This is a genomic window from Synechococcus sp. RS9916, assembly GCF_000153825.1.
GTDB lineage: Bacteria > Cyanobacteriota > Cyanobacteriia > PCC-6307 > Cyanobiaceae > Synechococcus_C.
In genome coordinates this window covers 292,475-316,262 of sequence record NZ_DS022299.1, presented here as the reverse complement: position 1 = coordinate 316,262, position 23,788 = coordinate 292,475, and the positions used below count along the sequence as shown (strand labels likewise).

Below are 23,788 nucleotides of genomic sequence, written 5' to 3'. Positions count from 1 at the left end.
GCCGCGTCAGTCCTGGCTGAGGTCAGCGCAATATAAGGAGCACTTCCGCGAATCACCAACCCATGAATCTGCCCCAGCTCGTTCAAAGTTCCGCAGGATGGCTGGCATGGAGCGGACTTGGCTTCGCCGTTCTCACGGTCATCGCCTTCGCCGCACGCTGGGGGCTGCGCTTCCGCTTGGTGGGCGTAACCAGCTTCACCCTGCTGCTGGCGGTGAGCAGCTGGGCCTTCACCGTCAGCTACACACCGCCCGTCGTGATTGAGGGAGCTGTCCGCGCTCCGGTGGTGTTTGACAACGGCAATGACCTGGTGATCGCCCAGGCACCAGCTGGGATGGACGACGCAGCGATCACCCCGACCTTGGAGCAACTGGCAGGCAACCTGCGCTCCGGCGGCCGTAGCAGCCAGGTGGTCACGATCCGTCTCCGTCAGCTGCGCTCGGCCGGCGAAGGGGTCAGCGAACCCGTCATTTTGGGCCAGACAGAGGTCAACAACGCGAGCGTTCCAACCGGCCTGGAGGGATGAGCAGCGCTGCGCCGCTGCGGGATTTACCCCAGAGTTTCCGGGATGAACAGCAGGCCCTTGAGGCCGCTGGAATCGCCACTTGGGGCGCATTGTTGACCCTGAGTGACCACCAGCTGAGCCAGCTGTCGCGCAGCGGACGGGCCAGTGCGCGCAATTTCAAACGTTTACGAGGCATGGCGGCTCTTGTCTGCCACCTGGAGCTCGCGCCGTCGGACGCAGCCCTGTTGATGCATGCCGGGATTGCCACCGTTTCGGCCCTCGCAGCCTCGTCGCCCCAGGACGTTGTCACCCGCACAGGACGGCTGGAACGGCAACTGCGCAGCGGCAGACCAGCTGTTGTCGACCTCGCTGTGGCCAGGCGCTGGATCCTTGCCGCCCAGGCATGGCAACCGAGGAACTGACCCTTCGCTGCTGCCATCACCTCGATCGCCGACCTCAAATGACATGAGATGAACCTGGAGGGAGCATGCGAAATCTGATCTTGTTGCTGCCGATGGTCGGCCTGATCGCAGCGTCGACATCGGTTCGGGCCCAGTCGTCCTCGTCTCTTTTGGAGGGGGTCAAAAACAACCCTGGTCAAGCCAGGGCGATGTGCAGAACATTCCGCCAGCTGAACGCAGAAGGGCAATCAGCCCTGTCTGAAGCGTCCATTCGCACCCTGGCGAGGCAGCGAGGACTGAGTCAAAAAGACTCCGAAATTCTGGCCACCTACGTGATTGGCCTTCATTGCACGGATGTCAGCTGATCCGCTCAACGGAGATTCAGCCCCTTCGAGCAACGATCACCGTGATCTCAGCCTGATCCTCCCGGACGGCGTCGAGCTGAAATCCCGCATCTGGACGCCAAAGCAGCAGAGCGGCCCCTGGCCTGCATTACTGATGCGTCAGCCCTACGGGCGCGCCATCGCCTCCACCGTCACCTATGCCCACCCCCGCTGGTGGGCTGAACAGGGGTTTGTGGTGGTGGTGCAGGACGTGCGCGGTCAGGGGGGGTCCGGCGGCCAGTTCAACGGATTCAGTCAGGAAGCCGCCGACACCGATGCCACCTTGAACTGGGTTCGCGGCCTGCCGGAATGCAACGGCCGCATTGGTGTTTACGGCTTCTCGTATCAGGGCTTCACGCAGTTGCTTGCCCAAACGGGCAGCACGCTCCCCGATTGTCTTGCTCCCGCGATGACGGGTCTGGATGAACGTGACCACTGGAGCTGCGAAGGCGGAGCCCACTGGTGGCACCTCGGGTTGGGATGGGGCTTGCAGCTGGCGGCATTGCAAAGCCAACGCAAAGGTGACGAGCAGGCCTGGGAGGACATCCGCCGCTGCCTGGAGGACAACCGCTACTACCGCGACGGCCTGGCGCTTCTTCGCAGATATGACCCTGGCGGCATGGCCTGTCGATGGCTGGGGCAATCCCCAGCCGAGACCAACGCCTGGATCAGGCATCAACCACCGGACGCGTTGATGCAGCAACCGATGCTGCTGATCGGTGGCTGGTGGGATCCCCACCTGCGTGGCGTGCTGGATCTGCACCAGCGCAGCCTGGCTGCAGGTGGGGATCCTGAACTGCACATCGGCCCCGCCACCCATCTGCAGTGGTGGCCGGAAGCCCAGCAGCTGCACCTGGACTTTTTTCGGCGCCATCTCTGCGATGCGCCTCTCAACGCCGAGCAGGCATCAGAGCAACCCGATTCCAGAACCATGCGTGTCTGGGACCAATGCACCCATCGCTGGAATGCCATCGGGGTGGGGGATGCCAGCGGCGGAAGCTGGCGCCTCAGCGGCAGCTCACTGGCATGCCACGACATGAGCAACGGTCGCCTGATCGCGACCACATCGGAAGGAGCGTCTGCTGCACAGGCTGATACTGACGCCGTGGTGATCGTTCATGACCCCTGGAGAGCCACGCCCGCCATCGGTGGCCATCTCAGCCCCCATCCCGGCCCTTGTGATCGAGCATCTGTTGACGCGCGGACTGATGTGGCGACCTTCACCTCAGCCCCCCTGAAGCAACCCCTGCAAGTGCGAGGACGCCCTGTTCTCTCCCTACCGGCCTCTGCTGATCAACCCGGTTTCGACCTCTGCGTTGCTCTGGCTGTCTGTCCCGCAGGAAGCGCAGAAAGCCGCCAAATCAGCACCGGTGTGGCGCGTGTCATCGGCGAGCAGGCCTTGGCCGAGACGACCTATGCCATCGAGCTTCAAGGGCTAGAAGCCTGTCTTCAGCCCGGGGACCGGCTGCGGCTTTCGATTGCAGGAGCCTGCTGGCCCGCCATTGCCGTGAATCCTGGCACGGGTTCAGCCACCTGCGGCCCACCGAGTCTGGATTGCCGCGTGATCAGCATCAATCTGTGGCTTTCAGCAGCCGAATTAACGATTGTTCCCCTGATCGATCAGCCGGAACGCTGAACCTCCGGCAAACTGACGCCAACTCTGCGTCGCCTTCACGCTGTGAACACCACTGCCTGCGTTCTTGCCCTCGCGCTCTGCGGTCCGATCGCCTCCGTGATGCCGTCGGCAAAAAGCCAGGCCACAAACCTCGAGCAGGTGGACGCAAGACCAATGACCGTGGCGCAGGCCGCCGTTGCTCCGAGCACCACGCTCACAGCAGCTCAGGCCACCAAAGCAGCCCAACAACTCCTTGATGCCCTACAAGCCAAGGATGCAGCTGGTCTTTATGCCGGTCTCTCGGCCCCCTTGCGCAGCACCAGCAGCGAAGCAGCAGTTCAAGACCGCTTAAACCGTGGGCCGAAGCTGAACGGATATCGGATCAACAGCATCTCCCGCGGGATCGACGACACCACCGTGGAAGCTGTCGCCCTGCTCAATGGCGGCAAACAAGAGGCCCCGCTGCTGCTGGTGCTCGATGACACAGGCAAGTTGGTGGCGTGGAAATGGATTGGCAAGACCCTGCCGATCGAGCAGAGCGCGATCAATTTCGTGAAAGATCTCGATGCCGAACGCTGGGTGGCGGCTCGGTATTACCTCGACCTCGACTTTCAGAAGGAGATTGGTCCCCAGGACCTCAAGCGCAAGTGGAGCAAACTCGCCCGCACCCTTGGTGGGGTGAAGGAGATCAAAAGCGCACTGGTGGCAAGCCAGGGAGGCGATCAGCAACTCGTGCTGGTGACCATCCAATTCGGCAAGGTGACCGACAACCTGTTCGTGATCTTCAACCGCGATGGACGGATCATCAACGTGGATTTCTCCGCCGATCTGGTCTGATCGCCTAATTGGTCGAGATGGACAGCGGGAAGCTGGGTTTTTCCGCTTAAGCTCCCGCCCAATACTGCCGTTGGGTCATGGTTGCTGCAGTCCTCGACTGGATGATTGAGGATGGTCGGCGTCTGGCCGAATGTCGCCACGACCATCCTTTTGCGATTCTTGGACCCCAGCCCTCTGACACGGGCTGGACCGTCCGAGCTTGGATGCCAGAGGCCGACCGGGTCGACCTCGTTGTCAATGGGGAGGTGATCGGCACCCAGACGCCGAATCACCCCTGGGTGTTTGAGGCTCAGCTCACCCAAGACCCGGGTCAGAGTTACCGCCTTCAGGTCAGCCGTGGGGGCATCCACCACGAGCAAAACGATCCCTGGGCCTTCCGGGATGAATGGATGGGCGAAATGGATCGCCATCTCTTCTCCCAGGGCAACCATCACCACATCTGGCGCAAGATGGGCGCCCATCTCACCACCATTGCCGGTGTTGAGGGTGTGATGTTCTGCCTTTGGGCTCCCCACGCTCGCAGCGTCAGTGTGATCGGGGATCTCAACTCCTGGGATGGCCGCCATCACCCCATGCAGCAACGCACGGGCGGCATCTGGGAACTGTTCATTCCTGGGATCCAGGAAGGAGCGCTTTACAAATACGAAATCCGCACCCAAGAGGGGCACTGCTACCAGAAAGCCGACCCCTACGGTTTCCGCCACGAAGTGCGTCCCGACACCAGTTCCTTGGTGTCCAGACTCGACACCTTCCAGTGGAGCGATCGCTCCTGGATGACAGCGCGCGACAGCCGCAACGCGCTCGATCAGCCCATCTCCGTCTACGAGATGCATCTGGGCAGCTGGATCCATGCCGCAGCGGATCAACCGTTCATCGAAGCCGATGGCACCCCCCGTGCTCCTGTTCCGGCCGCCGATCTCAAACCCGGGGCCCGACTCCTCACCTACTCCGAGCTGGCTGATCGGGTGATCCCCTACGTGAAAGCCCGCGGATTCACGCATATCGAACTGATGCCGATCACGGAACATCCGTTCGATGGGTCGTGGGGCTATCAAGTGACGGGCTGGTACGCCCCCACCAGCCGTTTCGGCAGCCCGGATGAATTCCGCGCTTTTGTGGATCGATGCCATGCCGAAGGAATCGGCGTGATCATCGACTGGGTTCCAGGCCACTTCCCGAAGGACAGCCATGGCCTGGCCTTCTTCGATGGCACCCACCTCTACGAACATGCCGACCCCCGCATCGGCGAGCACAAGGAGTGGGGAACGCTGATCTTCAACTACAGCCGCAACGAAGTGCGCAACTTCCTTGTGGCAAACCTCATCTTCTGGTTCGAACAGTTCCACATCGACGGAATCCGAGTGGATGCGGTGGCATCAATGCTGTACCGCGATTACCTGCGTCCCGACGGTGAATGGCTTCCGAATGAACACGGCGGCCGGGAAAACACCGAAGCGGTTCGCTTCCTCCAACAGGCCAACCACGTGCTGTTCCAGCACTACCCCGGTGCACTCTCGATCGCGGAGGAATCCACCACCTGGCCGATGGTGACCCAGCCCACCGACATCGGAGGACTCGGGTTCAACCTCAAATGGAACATGGGCTGGATGCACGACATGCTCGATTACTTCGAGCTGGATCCCTGGTTCCGCCAGTTCCACCAAAACAACATCACCTTTTCGATCTGGTACACCTACACCGAGAACTTCATGCTGGCCTTGAGCCACGATGAAGTGGTGCACGGCAAGAGCCATCTGCTGCACAAGATGCCGGGAGACGATTGGCAGAAATACGCCAACACCCGGGCTCTACTCGCCTACATGTGGACCCATCCCGGCAAGAAGACGATCTTTATGGGGATGGAATTCGGTCAACGGGCCGAATGGAATGTGTGGGGAGATCTGCAATGGGACCTCCTCCAATACGACCCTCACCAAGGGGTCCAGCGCCTGGTGGACGACCTCAACGTCCTCTACAAAGCAGAACCAGCCCTCTGGCGCGATGACTTTGATCAGTACGGTTTCCAGTGGATCGACTGCAATGACAACCGCCACTCGGTGATCAGCTTCATGCGCCGTGAGAGCACCAGTGGCACCTGGCTCGTGGTGGTGGCCAACTTCACCCCCCAAAGCCACTCCCATTACCGCGTTGGCGTCCCCCTGGCTGGTTTCTATGCGGAGTTGTTCAACACCGATGCCGCCCGTTATGGCGGCAGCAACCTGGGCAACATGGGCGGCAAGCACTCCGAGGAGTGGGGGATCCATGGCTATGACAACTCGCTTGATCTCTGCCTGCCTCCCCTGAGCGTGATGGTGTTCAAACACGACCCCAAGCGCAGCCTCGAGGCCAAGGGAGCAGAGAGCAGCGGTTGAGACCAAGGCTTGTGAAGAAGCCGTTGCCTTCAGGGGGAGATCGGTCTAAGCGCCTGGTTCTCTCAGTTAGGTTGCCGACTTGATCTCCACTTCCTGATGAGCGACTCCCTGCCCCTGCTGCTGCGTGCTGCCCGCGGAGAGGCTGTCGAGCGTCCCCCGGTGTGGATGATGCGCCAGGCCGGCCGGTACATGAAGATCTACCGGGACCTGCGCGACAAGTACCCCAGCTTCCGCGAGCGCTCGGAGAACCCTGATCTCTCCTATGAGATCTCGATGCAGCCTTTCAACGCCTTCAAGCCCGATGGCGTGATCCTGTTCTCCGACATCCTCACTCCCCTCCCCGGCATGGGGATCGATTTCGACATCATCGAGAGCAAGGGTCCCCAGATTGGTGATCCGATCCGCAGCATGGCCCAGGTGGATGCTCTGCGTCCTCTGAACCCCGCCGAATCCATGCCCTTCGTGGGTGAAGTGCTGGGTCGTCTGCGCCAGAGCGTCGGCAATGAGGCTGCCGTTCTGGGCTTCGTGGGTGCTCCCTGGACCCTGGCCGCCTACGTCGTTGAAGGCAAGAGCAGCAAGAACTACGCGGTGATCAAGGCCATGGCCTTCCGCGAACCAGACATCCTGCACAAGCTGCTCGATCACTTCGCCGAGTCGATCGCCAACTACCTGCGTTACCAGATTGATTCCGGTGCCCAGGTGGTGCAGATGTTCGACTCCTGGGCCGGCCAGCTCAGCCCTGCGGACTACGACACCTTCGCAGCGCCTTATCAGAAGAAGGTGGTGGATCTGGTCAAGCAGACCCATCCCGACACTCCTTTCATCCTCTACATCTCCGGCAGTGCCGGGGTGATCGAGCGCATGGCCACGACCGGGGTCGACATCGTCTCCCTCGACTGGACCGTGGACATGGCTGAGGCTCTGGCTCGCTTGCCCGAGCACATCGGTGTTCAGGGCAATGTGGATCCCGGCCTTCTGTTCGGTTCCCCCGAAGCGATCGAAGCCCGCATCGATGATTGTGTGCGCAAGGCCCGCGGCCGCAAGCACATCCTCAACCTGGGCCACGGCATCCTGCCCGGCACCCCGGAGGAGAATGGTGCAGCCTTCTTCCGCTCTGGCAAGAGCGTGATGGATCGCCTCGGCGCCCTCGCCTGAGCTCCAATCTCACCGGCCTAACCCTTGACCAACTCACCCGCTCGGATCCTGATCACCGGTGCCAGCGGCTGCGTTGGTCAATACACCGCATCCTGGTTGCTGAAGAATTCCGATGCAGAGCTCCTGCTCTGGCTAAGGGATCCCAGCAAACTCACGGCCATCGCTGCAGATCATCCGCGCGTGCATCTCTTGGTGGGCGATCTACGCGAAAGCAATCGTTTTGCCTCCGAACTGGCCACGGTGAATCGGGTCATCCACACCGCCACCGCCTGGGGGGACCCTGAACGGGCGCAACAGGTGAATGTGGTGGCCGTGAAGCAAATGCTCAACTTGCTCGACCCCAACAAGCTGCAGCAAGTGGTGTATTTCTCCACCGCAAGCATTCTCGATCGGCATCTCCAACCGCTGCCGGAAGCCCTGGCCTACGGCACGGAATACATCCAAACCAAGGCGCAATGCCTTCAGGAACTGGAACGCCACCCGCTAGCCGAGCGGATTGTGGCTGTGTTCCCCACCCTGGTGTTCGGCGGACGCGTCGATGGCACCAGCAGCTTCCCCACCAGCTACCTCACCGAAGGACTGGCCGAAGCGAGCAAATGGCTCTGGCTGGCCCGCTTCCTGCGGGCTGATGCCAGCTTCCACTTCATTCATGCCGCAGATATTGCAGCGATCTGCGGTGCCCTGGCGACCCGCCCCCACGTGCTGAACCGCACGCCGGGTCAGGGGGCGATTCGCCGCATCGTGATGGGCCAGAAAGCGATCAGCGTGAATGAAGCCGTGGCCACCCTTTGCCGTTGGCGCGGTGTGGCGCGCACGCCCGGAATTCCGCTTTGGGCCTGGCTGATCGAAGGGCTGATCCGGATTTTGCCCATTGAAGTGAATGCCTGGGATCGTTTCAGCATCCGCCAGCGGCATTTCATCCACGATCCTGTGACCCAGCCCGAGGCGTTCGGACTGACCAGCCATGGCCCCAACCTTGAAGCCGTGCTTCAAGACTCCGGGCTTCCCCGCCGTGGCAAGGCCTAATTGGCGTTAAACTCTATTCAGTGTCAATGACGTGATGATTAATCGTCTGCGCTCCCTTGTTTCTGCCTGCATCGCCCTTGTTCTGGTGATCGGCTTGGGCGTGGCTTCCGCCAACGCCGCCACCGTTGAAGTGAAGCTTGGCTCCGATTCCGGCATGCTGGCGTTCGAGCCCAGCACCGTGAACATCAAAGCTGGCGACACCGTCAAGTTCGTCAACAACAAGATGGCTCCTCACAACGCCGTCTTCGATGGCCACGATGAGCTCAGCCACTCCGACCTGGCTTTCGCCCCCGGCGAATCCTGGGAAGAGACCTTCTCCACCGCTGGCACCTATGACTTCTACTGCGAGCCCCATCGTGGTGCTGGCATGGTCGGCAAGGTGATCGTTGAGTGATCCACTGATCTTTCATCCACAATCAACTTTTCACCAGGTGATCTTTTGATTACCTGGTTTTTTTGTGTCTGAAAAGCCATCCATTTCAGAACCACGATCAGCCCCTTCACATCGGATTCAGTCTGGATAGGGTGTGGCCCACAAGGCCAAGCCAAGCAGCCATGCCGCGACCGGAACGGATCTTTCCTTTGGTACTCGTGCTGGTCATCGGTCTGATCGGCGCGCTACCAGCCACTGCATCACTGGCTAACCCTGATTCAGGGAATGGCAGTCAGATCTTTTCCACCAACTGCGCGGCTTGCCACATGGGCGGTGGCAACGTGATCCGGGCAAGCCGCACCTTGAGCGAAGCCGATCTTCAGGCCCATCTCGATTCCTACAGCCAAGATCACCTCGAAGCCATCGAACATCAGATCGAAGCCGGGAAAAATGCCATGCCCCCTTATCAGGGCAAGCTCAGCGATGACGACATTGCTGATGTCGCGGCCTATGTGGAAGAGCAGGCCGAGCGGGGTTGGCAGCGATGAGCCGGCAAGGCTTCAAGGATTTCGTCCATGCTTTAGAACACAGTTCCTCCCTCAGACGCCAACTTCACCAGCTTCCCTCGATCGACGCTGTGGTGGGTTTAGCCAGAGACAACGGTTTTGCCGTGAGCGAATCCGATTTTCAGGATGACGCCCGCTGCGACCAGGTCGAGCGCTGGTTTGCCAACAGCTGGATTTCCTGAGCTTCCCTCGCCGTCAACCAGAGCTTTGGTCTGCTGACGGTCGCTGGCCAGCACAGGCCAAGCATCCGCCATTGATGCGATACGGAGCCAGGTGGTTCCTGAGGCAGCGCGTTCCGCGAAAAAACAACACCTGCCCTTGTTCACGCGCATGGGCATCGGTGAGTGGCAGTTTCAACCAACTATCAGGAACCTTTCCCTTCAGATCAGCACGGCGTTGCTCCGCATCCCGCCGCCGCTGCCGTTCCTCACGGTCGTTCTTGGCACAGACCGCTTCCACCTGCAGTTCCTTAGAGCAGTCCAAACAGGCTGTGATCACTGGCTTCTTCCTGGCTGTGTTGTGAGAGAGCTTGTCGCCAGGCACCTCCCGATCCCGTCCACAGGTGCAGCGACACCACCAGAAAGCATTGCCGCTTTTGGTTCTCCGATCCGACAGCCGCACCACCGTCAGCTGGCCGTAGACCTCGCCGACACGATTGCGGGGTTTCGATGGCATTGGACTGTTCGAGTCGCTACCACTATGAACGCAGTTCCAAGTGCTGAACAATGCAAGGAGATCAGCAACGCAGGGACGAAGCCAAAGCAAGGGTGAAACGACGCCGTGGCCTTCAGAAACAAGTGCAGGCCTATGTGATCGTGAACCTCACCTTGGTGGTGATCTGGCTGCTGGATGGCAGGGGTGACTTCTGGCCGATCTGGCCCATTGGCGGCTGGGGCATGACGCTGCTGATCCAGGCCTGGAGCATCAATCATCCGGAACAACCGATTAGCGACCAAGAGATCGACGCAGAACTGCAGCGGCGCAATTGACCCCGTCACCATCAGCAAAGTGTTGGGCGGCAACGCAGACTTGTACTTTCGCCGCCTTCCCCCATGGCTGTGGTGACCCTGCTGAGTGACTTTGTGGATGGCACCTGCATGGCGCTAAGCGAAGACACCGATGCCAAGGATCTCAACGCCTATATGACCCAGTCGCCTGGCCAACTCTGGGCAGGTGTGCAACAGCGCCGTCGGGCTCGGGGGCTGACGCGGGAACGCCGTGGTCCAGGCACCCTCTACTACGCCACCAACGACGCAGCCCATGCCTTGGTGACGGCCTACCTGCAGAGCGAAACGGGGTCGGAGCAAGAGCGACAGTGCTTGGAAGCCCTGCGGACTGCAGGTGTGGAAATTGCACCCCACGTGGGGGAAGCAGCTGAACGAGAAGCACTGCTCAAGGGCCAGCACAGACATCTCACCCGGCAAGCGCAGGCCAAGGGCTTCGGCTGAGGGCCCCATGCTGGATCATGGAGCGATGAGCGACGACACATCCCAGACGCATCCCCTCTACGCCACCGACCGCGAAGTGGTGGATTCTCTGCTGGGCCATCAAGGGGAGCCAGGTCCTGACCAGCTGAGCCATGCCGCGCGCTTGCTGATGCGCTACGACGGCTTCCCAGGGTCCCCTGACATCCAAACCGACCTGGAGCGGGCCATCAAAGGCTGGGGACTGGAGCGAGAATCACTCAACGCCAAATGCCGAGAGATCTGGGCTTCCGGCTGGCGGCCGGGGCAAGATGCGGGCGACTCCGTTGGCTCAGGGGCCGACGTGGAAGACGCGGGCAGCTAATCAGCACCTGCAGGCTTCCAGCAGAGCATCAACCGTTGCAGAGGACTGCAACGCCGTTAAAGAGAACCATCAAGGAGCAAGGGCCAGCTCCATGGATGCCGAACAGCATCACCCCAAGCGGAGGCCAGGCCTGAGCTCAGAAGGCGATGGAGTCGACCTCCCGCTTGTTCTTCAGAACCTGAGCATTGATTTGCAGCAAAACATTGTCGGCTTCTTCAATAAATTTCTCGCGACACCATTCATCAGAAATCCGTCCAGCCGCTTCCATCAGAGTGACGTATTGCTCCTCGAGTGTCATAACACTAATTGCTTTTGAAGAGAATGCCACAATCAAAAGATTGTGCAGTAGTTTGTGACACCAAACCCAGACCGAACATGTTCACTGGAGACACCAACCACCTGGACTAACGCCGCCAGGGTCCGATGTTCTGCATGTGACATCAAGCCTTGATGGCGTTTCGACGCAGCATCCGCCTGACAACAGGTTGACCAACGCCCAGCGCTAGCGCGAGAGATTCTCAGTAATTGCGACCTTGGAATAGCTCTTGGCATTGACGGCCCAGCAGCCCATCGACCTTCTCAACAAAAAAGGCCAGGAACCACCCCGACCCCAATTTCACCGAAGCGTCTACCCATGAGCAAAGCAGACGTTGGAATGATGTTCAGAGTAGGACGATTGAATGGTCATCAATCACACCAAACAAGTCTGGCGTGTGCACATCAACACAAGCGCGTCGCCGCTGCTGACATCACTTCACTGATAGGGCTACGACCAACTTAACGGCCTTGATCACATGACTCATTTTGTCGCTCGCAATGGGGATGTTTTCGAATCCAATCGAGACCCCAGCAGTTTTGATACGCACTGCTACCAGAAGGAAGGCTTTGGCAGGATCTGCTTACTGCTCAACGACCAAACTGAGATCGACTTTCTGAGCAAGCTTGGAGAAGACCTCCATCTGAAATTCGTGGATACTCATCCCAAATCCTGAACCGCCCAGCGACTGCTGGCTGAGCGGGTGATGGCGTTGATTGGGTGATCCCTTCGATCCCCTACAGCGACTGGCGGGTTGCGTTCAAGACCGCAAGGTACAGAGTTTCATCCACCTCCCGGATGTCGTACTCCGTGGGCATCGCCTGGTGATGGTGTTCATGCACCACCATCCAGCACATGCGCTCGAGATCGGAGGGAGAAGGACCGTAAAGCTCGATCACCCGGTCCACAAGGGACTGCACCAGTGCTGCATCCACTGAGGTTTGGTCCGTCATGCCAAGGGATTCGGTCGGCTGACCCTACCGATTCGGGACGGTTACCCGCAGGCTGGTGTACAGACCGAACGAGGGGGGATCGGTTCTCCCCTTCGCGGACCAGACCAATCCGCATACGGTTTGCTCAACCGAGCGAAGACAACCATGCAACCAACAGCAGAGCTGTTTACTGAAAAAGCCTGGGGCGCCATCGTGGCCGCCCAGCAGCTGGCCCAAAGCCATCGGCATCAACAACTGGAAAGCGAGCACCTGTTCCTCGCCCTGTTGGAGCAAAACGGTCTTGCCGGTCGCATTCTCGAGAAAGCCGGTGTTTCGCCACCCGAGCTCCAATCCGTTGTGGAGCAGCACCTGCACCAACAACCCGCACTTCAGAACCGCCCTGAGTCGGTATATCTCGGAAAGGGTCTGAGTGATCTGCTCGACCGCGCTGATGCTCTCAAGCAGGGCTATGGCGACAGCTTCATTGCCATTGAGCACCTGGTGCTCGCCCTGGCCGACGATTCCCGCTGCGGGAAGCGCCTGCTCAATCAGGTCGGCGCTGATGCAACATCCCTGAAAACCGCCATTGATGCCGTGCGCGGCAGCCAGACCGTGACTGACCAAAACCCTGAGGGCACCTACGAATCCTTGGAGAAATACGGGCGGGATCTGACCGCCGCCGCCCGCGACGGCAAACTCGACCCGGTGATCGGCCGCGACGAGGAAATCCGGCGCACGATTCAGATCCTCAGCCGCCGCACCAAAAACAATCCGGTGCTGATCGGCGAACCCGGCGTTGGTAAAACCGCAATCGTGGAAGGCCTGGCGCAGAGGATCGTCAATGGCGACGTCCCCCAGGCGTTGCAGAACCGACAGCTCATCGCCCTCGACATGGGCGCACTGATCGCCGGTGCCAAATATCGGGGCGAATTCGAAGAACGGCTCAAGGCCGTACTGAAGGAGGTGACCTCCTCTGAGGGGCGCATTGTGCTGTTCATCGACGAGATCCACACCGTGGTGGGCGCTGGTGCCACCGGTGGAGCCATGGATGCCAGCAACCTGCTCAAACCCATGCTGGCCAGGGGGGAACTGCGCTGCATCGGTGCCACCACCCTGGATGAACACCGCCAGCACATCGAAAAAGACCCTGCGTTGGAGCGTCGCTTCCAACAGGTGCTGGTGGATCAACCCACTGTGGAAGACACCATTTCAATTCTGCGCGGCCTGAAGGAGCGCTACGAAGTGCACCACGGCGTACGCATCGCCGACAGCGCCCTGGTGGCTGCCGCTGTGCTGAGCACGCGCTATATCGCCGATCGCTTCCTGCCCGACAAGGCGATTGACCTAGTGGATGAATCGGCCGCCCGGTTGAAGATGGAGATCACCTCCAAACCGGAGGAGATCGATGAAATCGATCGCAAGATTCTCCAACTGGAGATGGAAAAGCTCTCCCTCGGCCGTGAGTCGGATGCTGCCAGCCAAGAGCGACTCGAGCGGTTGGAGCGTGAAGTCGCGGAGCTCTCCGAGCAGCAGAGCACCCTCAACGCCCAATGGCAGCAGGAAAAAGGCGCCATCGACGACCTCTCCAATCTCAAGGAAGAGATCGAACGGGTGCAACTGCAGGTGGAGCAAGCCAAACGCAACTACGACCTCAACAAGGCTGCCGAACTGGAATACGGCACGTTGGCTGGGCTGCAAAAGCAGCTCTCCGATCAGGAGGCAGCTCTGGCTGCAGCCGACGACGGCGGGCAAGACAAATCCCTGTTGCGTGAGGAAGTCACTGAAGACGACATCGCCGAGGTGATCGCCAAGTGGACGGGCATTCCCGTGGCCAAATTGGTGCAATCGGAAATGGAGAAGCTGCTCAGCCTCGAGAGTCAGCTGCATGAGCGCGTGGTAGGTCAGCAGCAGGCCGTCACCGCAGTGGCGGATGCGATCCAGCGCTCCCGCGCCGGCCTCAGTGACCCCAACAGGCCGATCGCCAGCTTTCTGTTCCTCGGCCCCACCGGCGTGGGCAAAACCGAACTCTCCAAAGCCCTAGCGGCGCAGCTGTTCGACAGCGACGACGCCATGGTGCGCATCGACATGTCGGAATACATGGAGAAGCACAGCGTCAGCCGTCTGATCGGTGCGCCTCCGGGCTACGTGGGCTACGAAGCCGGCGGACAGCTCACCGAAGCCATCCGTCGTCGCCCCTACTCCGTCGTCCTCTTCGACGAGGTGGAGAAAGCCCACCCTGATGTGTTCAACGTGATGCTGCAGATCCTCGATGACGGACGCGTCACGGATGGACAAGGGCGCACGGTGGATTTCACCAACGCAGTGCTGATTCTCACCAGCAACATCGGCAGCCAGTCGATCCTCGATCTTGGCGGCGATGACAGCCAGCACAGTGAAATGGAGCGGCGGGTGAATGAGGCTCTACGGGCCCATTTCCGGCCCGAATTCCTCAACCGTCTGGATGACCAGATCATCTTCCACAGCCTGCGGCGCGAGGAGTTGCGCCAGATCGTGAGCCTTCAGGTGGAGCGGTTGCGCCACCGCCTCAGCGATCGCAAGCTCAGCCTCACCATCAGCGAAGGAGCGACCGATTGGCTGGCCAACGCGGGCTACGACCCGGTGTATGGCGCACGGCCGCTGAAGCGAGCGATTCAGCGCGAACTGGAAACACCCATTGCCAAGGCCATCCTTGGCGGTCACTATGGAGAAGGCGCCACCGTTGAAGTGGATGCCATTGCCATCGCAGGTGATACCGGCAGCACCGATGGCGATGCGCACAAGCAACTGGTGCTGCGTTGATCAGGCAGCCAGGGCGTTGAACCAATCCGGCAACGCTTCGAAGCAGGCACCGTTGGCCCGGTTTTCCCGGGCCTCCACTTTCCAGCAACAACTGCGACCCCCGTCCCGCTCCTGCAGAAGGGCATTGGCCCAAGTCCACACCAACTGGGCAGTGGATTCCATGCCCACGTTGTCCATCACACGCAGATCCAGTGCACCCAAGCCATGGAGCCGCTCCCACTCTGGGAGCAACGGGTCGTCGGCATTGACCAAAAAGGTGTGATCGAACTGATCACGCAGCTGCTGCTCCAGTGGACGCAGGCTGGAGAAATCCACCACAAAGCAACAGGGATCCAAGGCCTTGGCTGCAAACCACACCGTGAAGCTGCGGCTGTACCCATGAACAAACCGGCAATGGCCGGGATGCTGCCACTGGCGATGACAGCAGGGATACCCCTCAAACCGCTTGCTGCAGGTGAAAGGAGGTAATCCGTCGACTTGCCTGTGCGAAGCAGGAGTCTGATTTCGGTTCACGTTCGATCAAGCGCAGGACCTTGCGCAAATCCCTTGCCCCCACCATGGCACTTCAGATCAATGCAGTGCCGCACCAGAACCCGGGGCAGGGGGGCGCCAGCTTCACGCTCCTTCAGTTCGCCAGCATCCAACCCCATACCTTCTGCCATCGCTTCTGATGACCGCTGCAGCAGACGGGCTAGGGACGCAAGCCCATGACCAACAAGTTCCGGTTCACCCGATCGCAGCATTGTCTCCAGTGGTGCTTTGGCTTGATCAAGGATTGAGAGAGTCTGCACAGCAACCTTGCGGACAAGAGCGACGCCCTCGGTCATGCTGCCTCGGTTGTGAATCGGGGTGCCGGCGAAAGGCGAACGCCGGTGGTTGAGATCGGCGGTGAGTTCAGCCACCGCTCTCCTTGAAATTCTGACGAGAGACCAAAATCTGCGTCCCCCAATCGAGGGAGGGAATGCAACCGGACAATCCCTCAACTGAGGGATGCTAAAGGCAGGGCCGAAAACAAAAGATAGAACATACGCAAAAGAGTCAGAAGCAAAATGAGCCAGCACTATGGGAAACCAGCACAAGCAAGTCGCAGAGGGAAAAGCGCGATATGCATATTTGTAAAGCCAGAGATGAAAAAGAAAATAATCTGCGCACTAGCCTCGAGAGGATACGGAGTCAACTTTCAGGAAGGAATCACAAATCTTCTCGAGGAATTAATAGAAGAGCTGTAAGAACTAATTTCCCAGCAAGGCGACCAACTATCGAAGCAAACGAGCCGACCTAAAAGACAGGAGGAGAAAAAAGACTTCAAAGCATGCTTAGCCTAAACAGACGTTTATGAATACTATTTAAGGAAAAAGTCAGATTGTCGCCATAGGTTCTTTGGGTAACTCACAGAGGTTGCTCAGGAAATCTTCATCAACAAGATCAATCACAAAAAAGCTTTGGGCTCAAAAGAGTCTTGAGGCTCACGGTTGACATATGGAGATTTTTTCGTCTGTGAATAACCAAAGAAGGATTTATGACTAACAGCATTTCCTTTAGCGCCTCTAAGCGCAATACAGGCTCACGTTGGGGTCGTTGGGGCTGGCGACGCTGGGGCTGGAGTTCATCTACAACTGCCACAGCAGTCAACGGACAAAACCTGGCCCTCGAAGGGGACATCTTGAATGTCTCAGCCTCTGCCGTTGACTTCAGCCGGCGGGGTGGCAGACAGACAGCAACAGGCCTGAGGAACAGCACCATTGCCTTCAAGGGTGATCGGGCCAACATCTCGGCCTTCGCCTTGGGCGCGAACCCCTATGCAGTCGGCTTGGATTACTCCCGCCTTTACATGCTCGGCTGCGGAGACAAAGTAGTCACAATTAATGCTCATAGCCGATTAACTGGGCGCTATGACCCTTCTTGGGCCATGCGTAATAGCAGCCTCTACACGGGCAACGGCAACGACATCATCAGCATCACCACGTCTGCCAAAACCGTCGGACGAGGAAACGGAAATGTCGCAACCACTGGGCTAGAGCGCAGCGTCATCTCAACGGGCTACGGCAACGACGACGTGTGCCTCGACAACCAGTCGACCACAAGGGGTTGGTGGAGTACATCTAAAGCAACCGGGATGAAGAATTCGCTCATTGATTTGGGCGCAGGCAGCAATGTAATCACCGCCCAAGTCAAAGCGGATCAGGCGAGTATTGGCAGGCACTCAGATGCAGCAGTTCTCAATCGCAGCACCATTTTTTCCGGAAACGGCAAGGACTACGTCGGCCTAAGCGCTACTGCTGACAACTATGCGGACTACAGCAGCAGCGGTAGTTACAAGCGAAGTTATGAGCGCAGTTATGCCTATGACCGAAGCTACAGCTACAGCCGTAACTGGGGCAGTGGTTCTTACGACTACACCGGGAACTACAGCTATCAGCGCTCTACAAAAAGCCAGTACAGCAGAACATGGGAGAGACAAGATGGCTATGGGCGCAGCGCTTCAGCTACAACGCTGGACAACCAATCGAGCATCCTGACGGGCGGCGGCAACGACCAAGTCTTCTTGAATGCATTTGCTAAGGGAGGAAATAACCCAGGTCGCTCATACTGGTGGTGGAACAACTTCAAAACCAAAGCAACTGTTGTCGATAACAGTCGAGTCGATATTGGCATGGGCAACGACAAACTTGGCCTCAATGCTGTATCAAACGGTACCGCTATTGGTGGCTGGGGTGCTCGAATCACCCTGGGGCAGGACTACGCTTGTGGCTATAGACCTCAGGACAACGATGAGTTAAAGATCCGTGCGACTGCAAGCGATCTCAAATTCAGCTCTTACAAGTACTCCAGCGCATATGAAAACTCAACTGTTTCAAGTTGGGACAACACTTACTCCAGCACCCATGAGTACTCTTCAGGGAATAGGAGCACTATCTCCAATTATCTAAGTCGTTCTGGTGCGTCATCCGCTAACTCATCTACAAGCGCGAGTGCTAGAGAAAGCTATAACACTTCGACGGGCAATACTGTGGAGGCAGCCGGCTTAGCAAACTCTGTTGTTCTTGCCGGGCTGGGTGATGACGATATCGATATTGACGTGAAAGCAGAGCGGACCGTCTCTTCCTTAAGCGGCCTGCAAAGATTCGGCACAAAAAATACTGCAACTGGTGTTAAGGGGTCTCTCGTTGATGCTGGCGTTGGCAACGACCGTCTCTCCATTAACACTGAAGCTGTCTCGGAATATGAGCGCACTTACAAGTCCACCAATGACCATGACAGCAGCTCTGACTACAGCAGCAGCTATAGCTACAGCTCTGACTATGAACGGTCATACGATCGAGGCAATGGCGGTAGTAGCTCTAGTTATTCGAGCTCTTACGATGGCAGCTCCAGCTACAACAGCAACAACGAAAATAGCAGCAATAATGAGTACATCAATAGCTCTAAGGGTACTGTTGTTGGAGAAGCCTGCGCGGTCGATTCTTCGACCATCTTAATGGGCTCTGGAGATGACGATATTAATCTGAACAGCAACAAGCTTGGTGCCAAAAATAGCACCATAGACATGGGGTCAGGCAACGACAGCCTCTCCATTAACACTGAAGCTGTCTCGGAATACGAGCGCACTTACAAATCCAGCAATGGCTATGACCGCAGCTCTGACTACAGCAGCAGCTATAGCTACAGCTCTGACTATGAACGGTCATACGATCGAGGCAATGGCGGTAGTAGCTCTAGTTATTCGAGCTCTTACGATGGCAGCTCCAGCTACAACAGCAACAACGAAAACAGCAGCAATAATGAGTACATCAATAGCTCTAAGGGTACTGTTGTTGGAGAAGCCTGCGCGGTCGATTCTTCGACCATCTTAATGGGCTCTGGAGATGACGATATTAATCTGAACAGCAACAAGCTTGGTGCCAAAAATAGCACCATAGACATGGGGTCAGGCAACGACAGCCTCTCCATTAACACTGAAGCTGTCTCGGAATACGAGCGCACTTACAAATCCAGCAATGGCTATGACCGCAGCTCTGACTACAGCAGCAGCTATAGCTACAGCTCTGACTATGAACGGTCATACGATCGAGGCAATGGCGGTAGAAGCTTTAGTTATTCGAGCTCTTACGATGGCAGCTCCAGCTACAACAGCAACAACGAAAACAGCAGCAATCGTGAGTACATCAATAGCTCTAAGGGTACTGTTGCTGGAGAAGCCTGCGCGGTCGATTCTTCGACCATCTTAATGGGCTCTGGAGATGACGATATTAATCTGAACAGCAACAAGCTTGGTGCCAAAAATAGCACCATAGACATGGGGTCAGGCAACGACAGCCTCTCCATTAACACTGAAGCTGTCTCGGAATATGAGCGCACTTACAAATCCAGCAATGGCTATGACCGCAGCTCTGACTACAGCAGGAGCCATAGCTACAGCTCTGACTATGAACGGTCATACGATGGAGACACTTGTGGTCAAAGCTCTAGTTATTCGAGCTCTTACAACTACAACCACGATTACAGCCATAGTCGAGAATATAGCTACAGCCACGAATACGCTTACAGCCACAAAGACACCCTCACTGGTGATGCCTGCGCTGTTAATTGCTCCACCATTTCGATGGGTTCGGGTAACGACACCGTTGACCTCACAAGTAATGACCTGATCACCCGTAACAGCACCATCGACATGGGTGCTGGCAATGACATGCTCACCATGGGCGGCACCTCATTAGAAGCATTCCAAAACAGCACCTTTAAAGGTGGTGATGGCTTTGACCGCGTTTCCCTGACTGGCTTCACAGCTGACGATTTAGACGCGCTCAAGACCCAGTTCTCCTTTGATGCCGCCACACAAACGGCAACGCTTGGCTCCAGCACCTTCTCTGGCTTTGAAGAAGTGCAGCTCGGCGATGACCTCTTCAACATCGCGACTGATTTTGCTGGATCCTCCAAAGACGACCTTTGCACATGCAGGACTCAGCCCGCTCTCGTTTGATCTGAACACCAATTCCTAGGGGACATCAAGTCCCCTCTTACCCCTTGGAAAACCATGAAACTTTCTCTTCTCTCTGCCTACCAAAAGAAAGACAATCAGAAAGCCAACGGCTTCACCCTGATTGAGCTCATGATTGTTGTTGCCATTGTCGGCATCATCACAGCCGTTGCACTGCCGAACTACAACCGCCAACGGGTGAAAGCAAAAGTTGGCGCTTCTAATGCTGCTGCTGCCGCTCTGGTCGGTGCTTGCGAATTGGCCATCACCGATGACATCAGCGTTGCTGATGACACTGACATTGAACGACTAAAAAAGGATTACGAAGGCACACACCTTGGATCAGTAACCGTGAAGGCACCAGAAACATGTGTTGTCTCCATCCCAGACAGCCTCACTGAAGTCAGCGTCACGGGCACCTACGAAGCTTTCGGCGCCAAGAACCCTGCTCGCCCTGCGAACGAGGAGAAAGTCAGCTCATGACAGGAATTACTAGCAGCATGATTGGCGCAGTAATCATGGCGAGCATTGCAGCACCCATGATTCAACTCAACGTTCAACAAGCCAAAGGCCGCGCAAACATGGAAGCGCGGCTGCTTTATCAAGCTGAAGTTGATCGCGCCAAAAAAATCTGGAGCACTGACAACGTCGACTTCGATAAGCGCGAGCTCTACAACACCAAATACTGCAAGAAGGTGGACGGTTATGGCTACGACGATGAAGGTTTCAACTTCAAAGTCAGCTGCTCTACTGGTAAACAAACAGTAGGGGGCAAGAACCTGCTTCTGGCCTTCCCTGCGCTTGAACGCAACCCTGGTCAATTCACTGATGAAGACCAAAATGGCTTCGAGGATGTCACTGGTTTGCCAACCCACGACGACAGTTGCTACGAGGGCTGGAAAGGTGATGGCTTCCGCAATAGGGCTTGCCAACTAGGTGGGAACAACGTGATTCCCATGTACGAAAACATCTACAATTCCAAGCGCTTTAATGATTATGGTACCTACTGACAATCAAGTAAGACAGCACTTCCTTAAGCTCAAAGATCACCTTGAGCAAGTGGTCTATTCGCTGATTCAGACTGAATGTCGCGACACAATTGTTGCCGGTGGCGACTCCGTCGACCAGATGTGGGGCGGCGAAGGACGCGACACCTTCCAATTAACAAGAGGGCGCGGCGTTGCCTATATCAATGACTTTCAGGACGGCCTAGACCACATCACTTGTTCAATGCAGCTGGTCTAGACGGGAGAACAAGAGCTATGGCTGTTGTCAAAAATGCAGTTGGCTCGTTGCAGTTTGACGACACCGGAACAATTCTCTTCTGATCAAGCTTCGGGGCAAAGTGAACAGCTCCACGGTCAAGTGATGACGCCGAAGCCCCGCCCCCCAAAGGCGAGCGGCAGGACTCCCGAAGAGGCAAGCAACAAAAGAATAGGGAGGAAGGCCCCTCAGCCCACCTCCCGCTCGACGGCAATAAGGCTGATGCCTTCACATTCCAATTTTCGACATCGAAGCCCCCTTTCCCTGTATCACCACAAACTTTTTAGAAACAGGAATAGGCATTAACGCTTAGTCGAGAATGGGCATCAATTCCCTTAGAAAGGCCAGGTAGGCGCTCGACGCTTTGCAGGAAGGCTAAAATCGCGGGTTACCTCGCCCGCGCCTTCCCAACGCCGATTCAGGTGACAGACCCAATGGCTCTGCGCTTGGAAGGGGGCGGCATTGCGGGAGGATCAAGGCACGAGATCTGCGTGCCAAGAGGCCTGATGCAGCCCCTGAGTCCTGAGTTCATCAACCATCTCCGTTTCAACGAGGCCGGACTGATCCCGGCCGTGGCCCAGGATTGGCTTGATGGCGCTGTGCTGATGCAGGCCTGGATGAACCGAGAGGCCCTCGAGCGCACCCTCAGCAGCGGGGAAGTGCACTATTGGAGCCGGTCGCGCCAGGAGCTTTGGCACAAGGGCGCAACCAGCGGCCACACCCAAACCGTCAAAGGCATTCGCTACGACTGCGACGCCGACGTGCTCCTGATCACAATTGAGCAGACCGGAGATGTGGCTTGTCACACCGGCGCCCGCAGCTGCTTCTACGACGACAGCGATCAACCCACAGGTGGCGGCGCCAATGCCCTGCCGCCACCGGCGGATGTGTGCACCGAGCTTGCCCGAGTGATCGAAGGCCGCCGCGACAGACCAGAAGAAGGCAGCTACACCAACAAACTGCTGGAGGGAGGCGACAACCGCATCCTCAAAAAGATCGGCGAAGAGAGCGCTGAATTCGTGATGGCCTGCAAAGACGACAACGCCGCAGAAATTGCTGGGGAAGCGGCCGACATCATCTTTCACATGCAGGTGGCCCTCGCCCACCACGGCGTTAGCTGGCGCCAGGTGCAGGAAGTGTTGGCCCAACGCCGTGGAGCCCCGAGGCGACACTGACCGCCACAACGCCGGGATCGGCGCCAAACCCACGCTCGAAACGTTCTCGTTACGCAAAAGTCACTTAATCGTTACGCAGACGTGTCTCAGGGGTTTGGTCTGTCTCCACGGGCTTTCCGAATTGCGTCGGCTGCCGTCGCATCCACTCCAGCGTCAGCTGATCACGTTTGCTGAGTCGGAGCAATGGTGAGCGCCCCTGCGACACAGCCATGGCATCACCAGCCTGATCGCTATGCCCCCACAGCCCAAAGGCATGACCGAGTTCATGCAACGCCGTGGCCTGCAGCGCTGAAGCCCGCAACTCCGGAGACACCAACACGGTGACCCTTGGCTCCAAGCGCCAAACCTCCTGACGGCGAACGTTCAAGGTCTCCAACAGGCTGCGACCGTTACTGGCACGCCAACCGTCGGGGAGCTGACGCCGTGGTGGCCTGCGCCGCTCGATCCGCACATGGGCCCGCTGCGGATCTACCACGCGGATCATCGGCAAGACCTGCCCCCAGACCTTCAGAGATTGGTCGACTCCCCGTTGCCATCGCGCCTCCCAACGGGAGGGCTCGCTCGAACTGGCGGGCTCGACCCAGACGCACCATCGAGGGAGCATTGGCGGCCCCAGCCCGGTTGTCGCTAACTGCTGACCATACCCAGGAGCATCGGCAACGGCGATCGGCGCGAACCGCAAGTCAACGCTGCGAACCTCCTGGGCAGGAGGGCAGGGATCGGGGGTCAAGGCCACCATCCTCGAACCGATCAGGCGGCGGGCAAGCCCACGCCGCGAGCCATCAAGGTGGCCATCAGAGGAATCAGGGCAAATCCCACCAGCTCGATATTGAGAATCCAAGCCAAACGGGAGGCCAGAGCCTCAGACACCTTGGGGAGTTCACCCTTGCGCAGAGGAATCGCCCAGAGCACGTAAGTAATGGTGGGGTAAAGCGAGAGACCGCCCACAGAGAGGTAGAGGCCCACCTTCCACCAGAACAGGGGATTGGTCGTGTAGAACTCACTGCCCTGGCCGAAATAGAGCACCCGGAAAATGCCGCTCACCAGCAGGGCCAACGCTGCCATTCCGTAGATCACATCAGTGACCACCATCACGGTGGCGGTCCGACGATCAGGGTCAGGACGGATCAGGCGCCGCTCGACCACGAGAGCGGCGAAGCAGAGCATAAAGCTCAAGTAGTGGACGTAAGCAACCCCGGCGCTCTTGGCGATCTCGGGCGTCAAAACGGTGGCCAGAGTCATGGCGATGTCGGAGAAGTCGTGAGGGTAGCGGCGACCATGAGGAGGCGGGCCGGAGACACCAACA

26 protein-coding genes are annotated in these 23,788 nt (G+C 58.0%); 19 read left to right on the top strand and 7 right to left on the bottom strand.

The genetic code is table 11. The features are described 5' to 3' along the window. Positions 1–62: 62 nt before the first annotated feature. The 11 genes from RS9916_RS01935 to RS9916_RS01885 all read left to right on the top strand — a co-directional run bounded on the left by RS9916_RS01935 (position 63) and on the right by RS9916_RS01885 (position 9,413). Positions 63–524 carry a Ycf51 family protein gene (locus RS9916_RS01935; protein WP_007097495.1) on the top strand — a complete coding sequence of 154 codons (462 nt, stop codon included), beginning with the start codon at positions 63–65 and terminating at the stop codon, positions 522–524. Next, positions 521–925 carry a DUF4332 domain-containing protein gene (locus RS9916_RS01930; protein ID WP_007097494.1) on the top strand — a complete coding sequence of 135 codons (405 nt, stop codon included), beginning with the start codon at positions 521–523 and terminating at the stop codon, positions 923–925. The genes RS9916_RS01935 and RS9916_RS01930 overlap by 4 nt, the downstream gene beginning before the upstream one ends. A gap of 65 nt (positions 926–990) precedes the next feature. Next, positions 991–1,269 carry a hypothetical protein gene (locus tag RS9916_RS01925; RefSeq protein ID WP_007097493.1) on the top strand — a complete coding sequence of 93 codons (279 nt, stop codon included), beginning with the start codon at positions 991–993 and terminating at the stop codon, positions 1,267–1,269. Continuing rightward, positions 1,259–2,923, top strand: a complete 1,665-nt coding sequence (locus RS9916_RS01920) for a CocE/NonD family hydrolase (RefSeq protein WP_007097492.1) — start codon at positions 1,259–1,261, stop codon at positions 2,921–2,923. Before RS9916_RS01925 ends, RS9916_RS01920 begins: the two co-directional genes overlap by 11 nt. Positions 2,924–2,965: 42 nt before the next feature. Beyond that, positions 2,966–3,739: a DUF3887 domain-containing protein gene (locus RS9916_RS01915; protein ID WP_007097491.1), complete on the top strand. Its 774-nt coding sequence runs from the start codon at positions 2,966–2,968 to the stop codon at positions 3,737–3,739. A 77-nt stretch (positions 3,740–3,816) separates the two neighbouring features. Continuing rightward, entirely contained in the window at positions 3,817–6,111 is a 2,295-nt protein-coding gene (glgB, locus tag RS9916_RS01910) for a 1,4-alpha-glucan branching protein GlgB (protein WP_007097490.1), read from the top strand. Between the two features lie 96 nt (positions 6,112–6,207). Further along, positions 6,208–7,266, top strand: a complete 1,059-nt coding sequence (gene hemE / locus RS9916_RS01905) for a uroporphyrinogen decarboxylase (protein ID WP_007097489.1) — start codon at positions 6,208–6,210, stop codon at positions 7,264–7,266. 24 nt (positions 7,267–7,290) lie between these two features. After that, a complete protein-coding gene (locus RS9916_RS01900) occupies positions 7,291–8,292 on the top strand; it encodes an NAD(P)-dependent oxidoreductase (protein WP_007097488.1) in 1,002 nt (333 codons plus the stop codon). Positions 8,293–8,326: 34 nt separating this feature from the next. Next, the gene (petE, locus tag RS9916_RS01895) at positions 8,327–8,686 is read left to right on the top strand and encodes a plastocyanin (RefSeq protein ID WP_007097487.1); all 360 of its coding nucleotides are present in this window, start codon (positions 8,327–8,329) and stop codon (positions 8,684–8,686) included. A gap of 161 nt (positions 8,687–8,847) precedes the next feature. Next, on the top strand, positions 8,848–9,213 hold the full coding sequence (locus tag RS9916_RS01890; protein WP_007097486.1) for a c-type cytochrome: 366 nt from the start codon (positions 8,848–8,850) through the stop codon (positions 9,211–9,213). Then, entirely contained in the window at positions 9,210–9,413 is a 204-nt protein-coding gene (locus tag RS9916_RS01885; protein WP_007097485.1) for a Nif11-like leader peptide family natural product precursor, read from the top strand. The genes RS9916_RS01890 and RS9916_RS01885 overlap by 4 nt, the downstream gene beginning before the upstream one ends. A 13-nt stretch (positions 9,414–9,426) precedes the next feature. On the opposite strand, the gene RS9916_RS01880 is transcribed toward RS9916_RS01885, so the two are convergent. Continuing rightward, positions 9,427–9,906 (bottom strand): hypothetical protein, encoded by a 480-nt coding sequence (locus tag RS9916_RS01880; protein ID WP_007097483.1) that lies wholly within the window; start codon positions 9,904–9,906, stop codon positions 9,427–9,429. A 50-nt stretch (positions 9,907–9,956) separates the two neighbouring features. Here RS9916_RS01880 and RS9916_RS01875 point away from each other — a divergent pair, with 50 nt between their 5' ends. The 3 genes from RS9916_RS01875 (at position 9,957) to RS9916_RS01865 (ending at position 11,019) form a co-directional block, all read left to right on the top strand. Next, a complete protein-coding gene (locus RS9916_RS01875; RefSeq protein ID WP_007097482.1) occupies positions 9,957–10,220 on the top strand; it encodes a 2TM domain-containing protein in 264 nt (87 codons plus the stop codon). 63 nt (positions 10,221–10,283) lie between these two features. Further along, positions 10,284–10,679, top strand: coding sequence for a hypothetical protein (locus RS9916_RS01870; protein ID WP_007097481.1), 396 nt, complete (start codon positions 10,284–10,286; stop codon positions 10,677–10,679). 25 nt (positions 10,680–10,704) lie between these two features. Next, positions 10,705–11,019, top strand: a complete 315-nt coding sequence (locus tag RS9916_RS01865; RefSeq protein ID WP_038024024.1) for a DUF3288 family protein — start codon at positions 10,705–10,707, stop codon at positions 11,017–11,019. Positions 11,020–11,155: 136 nt separating this feature from the next. Here the strand turns inward: RS9916_RS01865 and RS9916_RS14275 are convergent, their stop codons facing one another. Both RS9916_RS14275 and RS9916_RS01855 read right to left on the bottom strand, forming a co-directional pair. Next, a complete protein-coding gene (locus RS9916_RS14275; protein ID WP_232199497.1) occupies positions 11,156–11,347 on the bottom strand; it encodes a hypothetical protein in 192 nt (63 codons plus the stop codon). Positions 11,348–12,072: 725 nt separating this feature from the next. Next, positions 12,073–12,288, bottom strand: a complete 216-nt coding sequence (locus RS9916_RS01855; RefSeq protein ID WP_007097477.1) for a hypothetical protein — start codon at positions 12,286–12,288, stop codon at positions 12,073–12,075. A gap of 144 nt (positions 12,289–12,432) precedes the next feature. Here RS9916_RS01855 and clpB point away from each other — a divergent pair, with 144 nt between their 5' ends. Continuing rightward, a complete protein-coding gene (gene clpB / locus RS9916_RS01850; RefSeq protein WP_007097476.1) occupies positions 12,433–15,066 on the top strand; it encodes an ATP-dependent chaperone ClpB in 2,634 nt (877 codons plus the stop codon). On the opposite strand, the gene RS9916_RS01845 is transcribed toward clpB, so the two are convergent. Together RS9916_RS01845 and RS9916_RS01840 are read right to left on the bottom strand one after the other, a co-directional pair. After that, positions 15,067–15,579: a 6-carboxytetrahydropterin synthase gene (locus RS9916_RS01845; protein ID WP_050752226.1), complete on the bottom strand. Its 513-nt coding sequence runs from the start codon at positions 15,577–15,579 to the stop codon at positions 15,067–15,069. After that, positions 15,576–15,968, bottom strand: coding sequence for a hypothetical protein (locus RS9916_RS01840; RefSeq protein ID WP_007097474.1), 393 nt, complete (start codon positions 15,966–15,968; stop codon positions 15,576–15,578). Before RS9916_RS01840 ends, RS9916_RS01845 begins: the two co-directional genes overlap by 4 nt. Before the next feature lie 617 nt (positions 15,969–16,585). On the opposite strand from RS9916_RS01840, the gene RS9916_RS14270 reads away from it, so the two are divergent. The 4 genes from RS9916_RS14270 (at position 16,586) to hisIE (ending at position 22,482) form a co-directional block, all read left to right on the top strand. Next, positions 16,586–20,047 carry a hypothetical protein gene (locus tag RS9916_RS14270; protein ID WP_007097473.1) on the top strand — a complete coding sequence of 1,154 codons (3,462 nt, stop codon included), beginning with the start codon at positions 16,586–16,588 and terminating at the stop codon, positions 20,045–20,047. A gap of 54 nt (positions 20,048–20,101) precedes the next feature. Then, positions 20,102–20,527 (top strand): type II secretion system protein, encoded by a 426-nt coding sequence (locus RS9916_RS15335; RefSeq protein ID WP_007097472.1) that lies wholly within the window; start codon positions 20,102–20,104, stop codon positions 20,525–20,527. Continuing rightward, positions 20,524–21,054 carry a hypothetical protein gene (locus RS9916_RS01825; protein ID WP_156777451.1) on the top strand — a complete coding sequence of 177 codons (531 nt, stop codon included), beginning with the start codon at positions 20,524–20,526 and terminating at the stop codon, positions 21,052–21,054. Before RS9916_RS15335 ends, RS9916_RS01825 begins: the two co-directional genes overlap by 4 nt. A gap of 759 nt (positions 21,055–21,813) precedes the next feature. Then, positions 21,814–22,482: a bifunctional phosphoribosyl-AMP cyclohydrolase/phosphoribosyl-ATP diphosphatase HisIE gene (hisIE, locus tag RS9916_RS01815; protein WP_038024019.1), complete on the top strand. Its 669-nt coding sequence runs from the start codon at positions 21,814–21,816 to the stop codon at positions 22,480–22,482. A gap of 64 nt (positions 22,483–22,546) precedes the next feature. Here the strand turns inward: hisIE and RS9916_RS01810 are convergent, their stop codons facing one another. Beyond that, entirely contained in the window at positions 22,547–23,221 is a 675-nt protein-coding gene (locus RS9916_RS01810; protein WP_007097468.1) for a hypothetical protein, read from the bottom strand. 11 nt (positions 23,222–23,232) lie between these two features. Continuing rightward, positions 23,233–23,724, bottom strand: a complete 492-nt coding sequence (locus RS9916_RS01805; RefSeq protein WP_007097467.1) for a DUF2214 family protein — start codon at positions 23,722–23,724, stop codon at positions 23,233–23,235. Positions 23,725–23,788 lie beyond the last annotated feature (64 nt).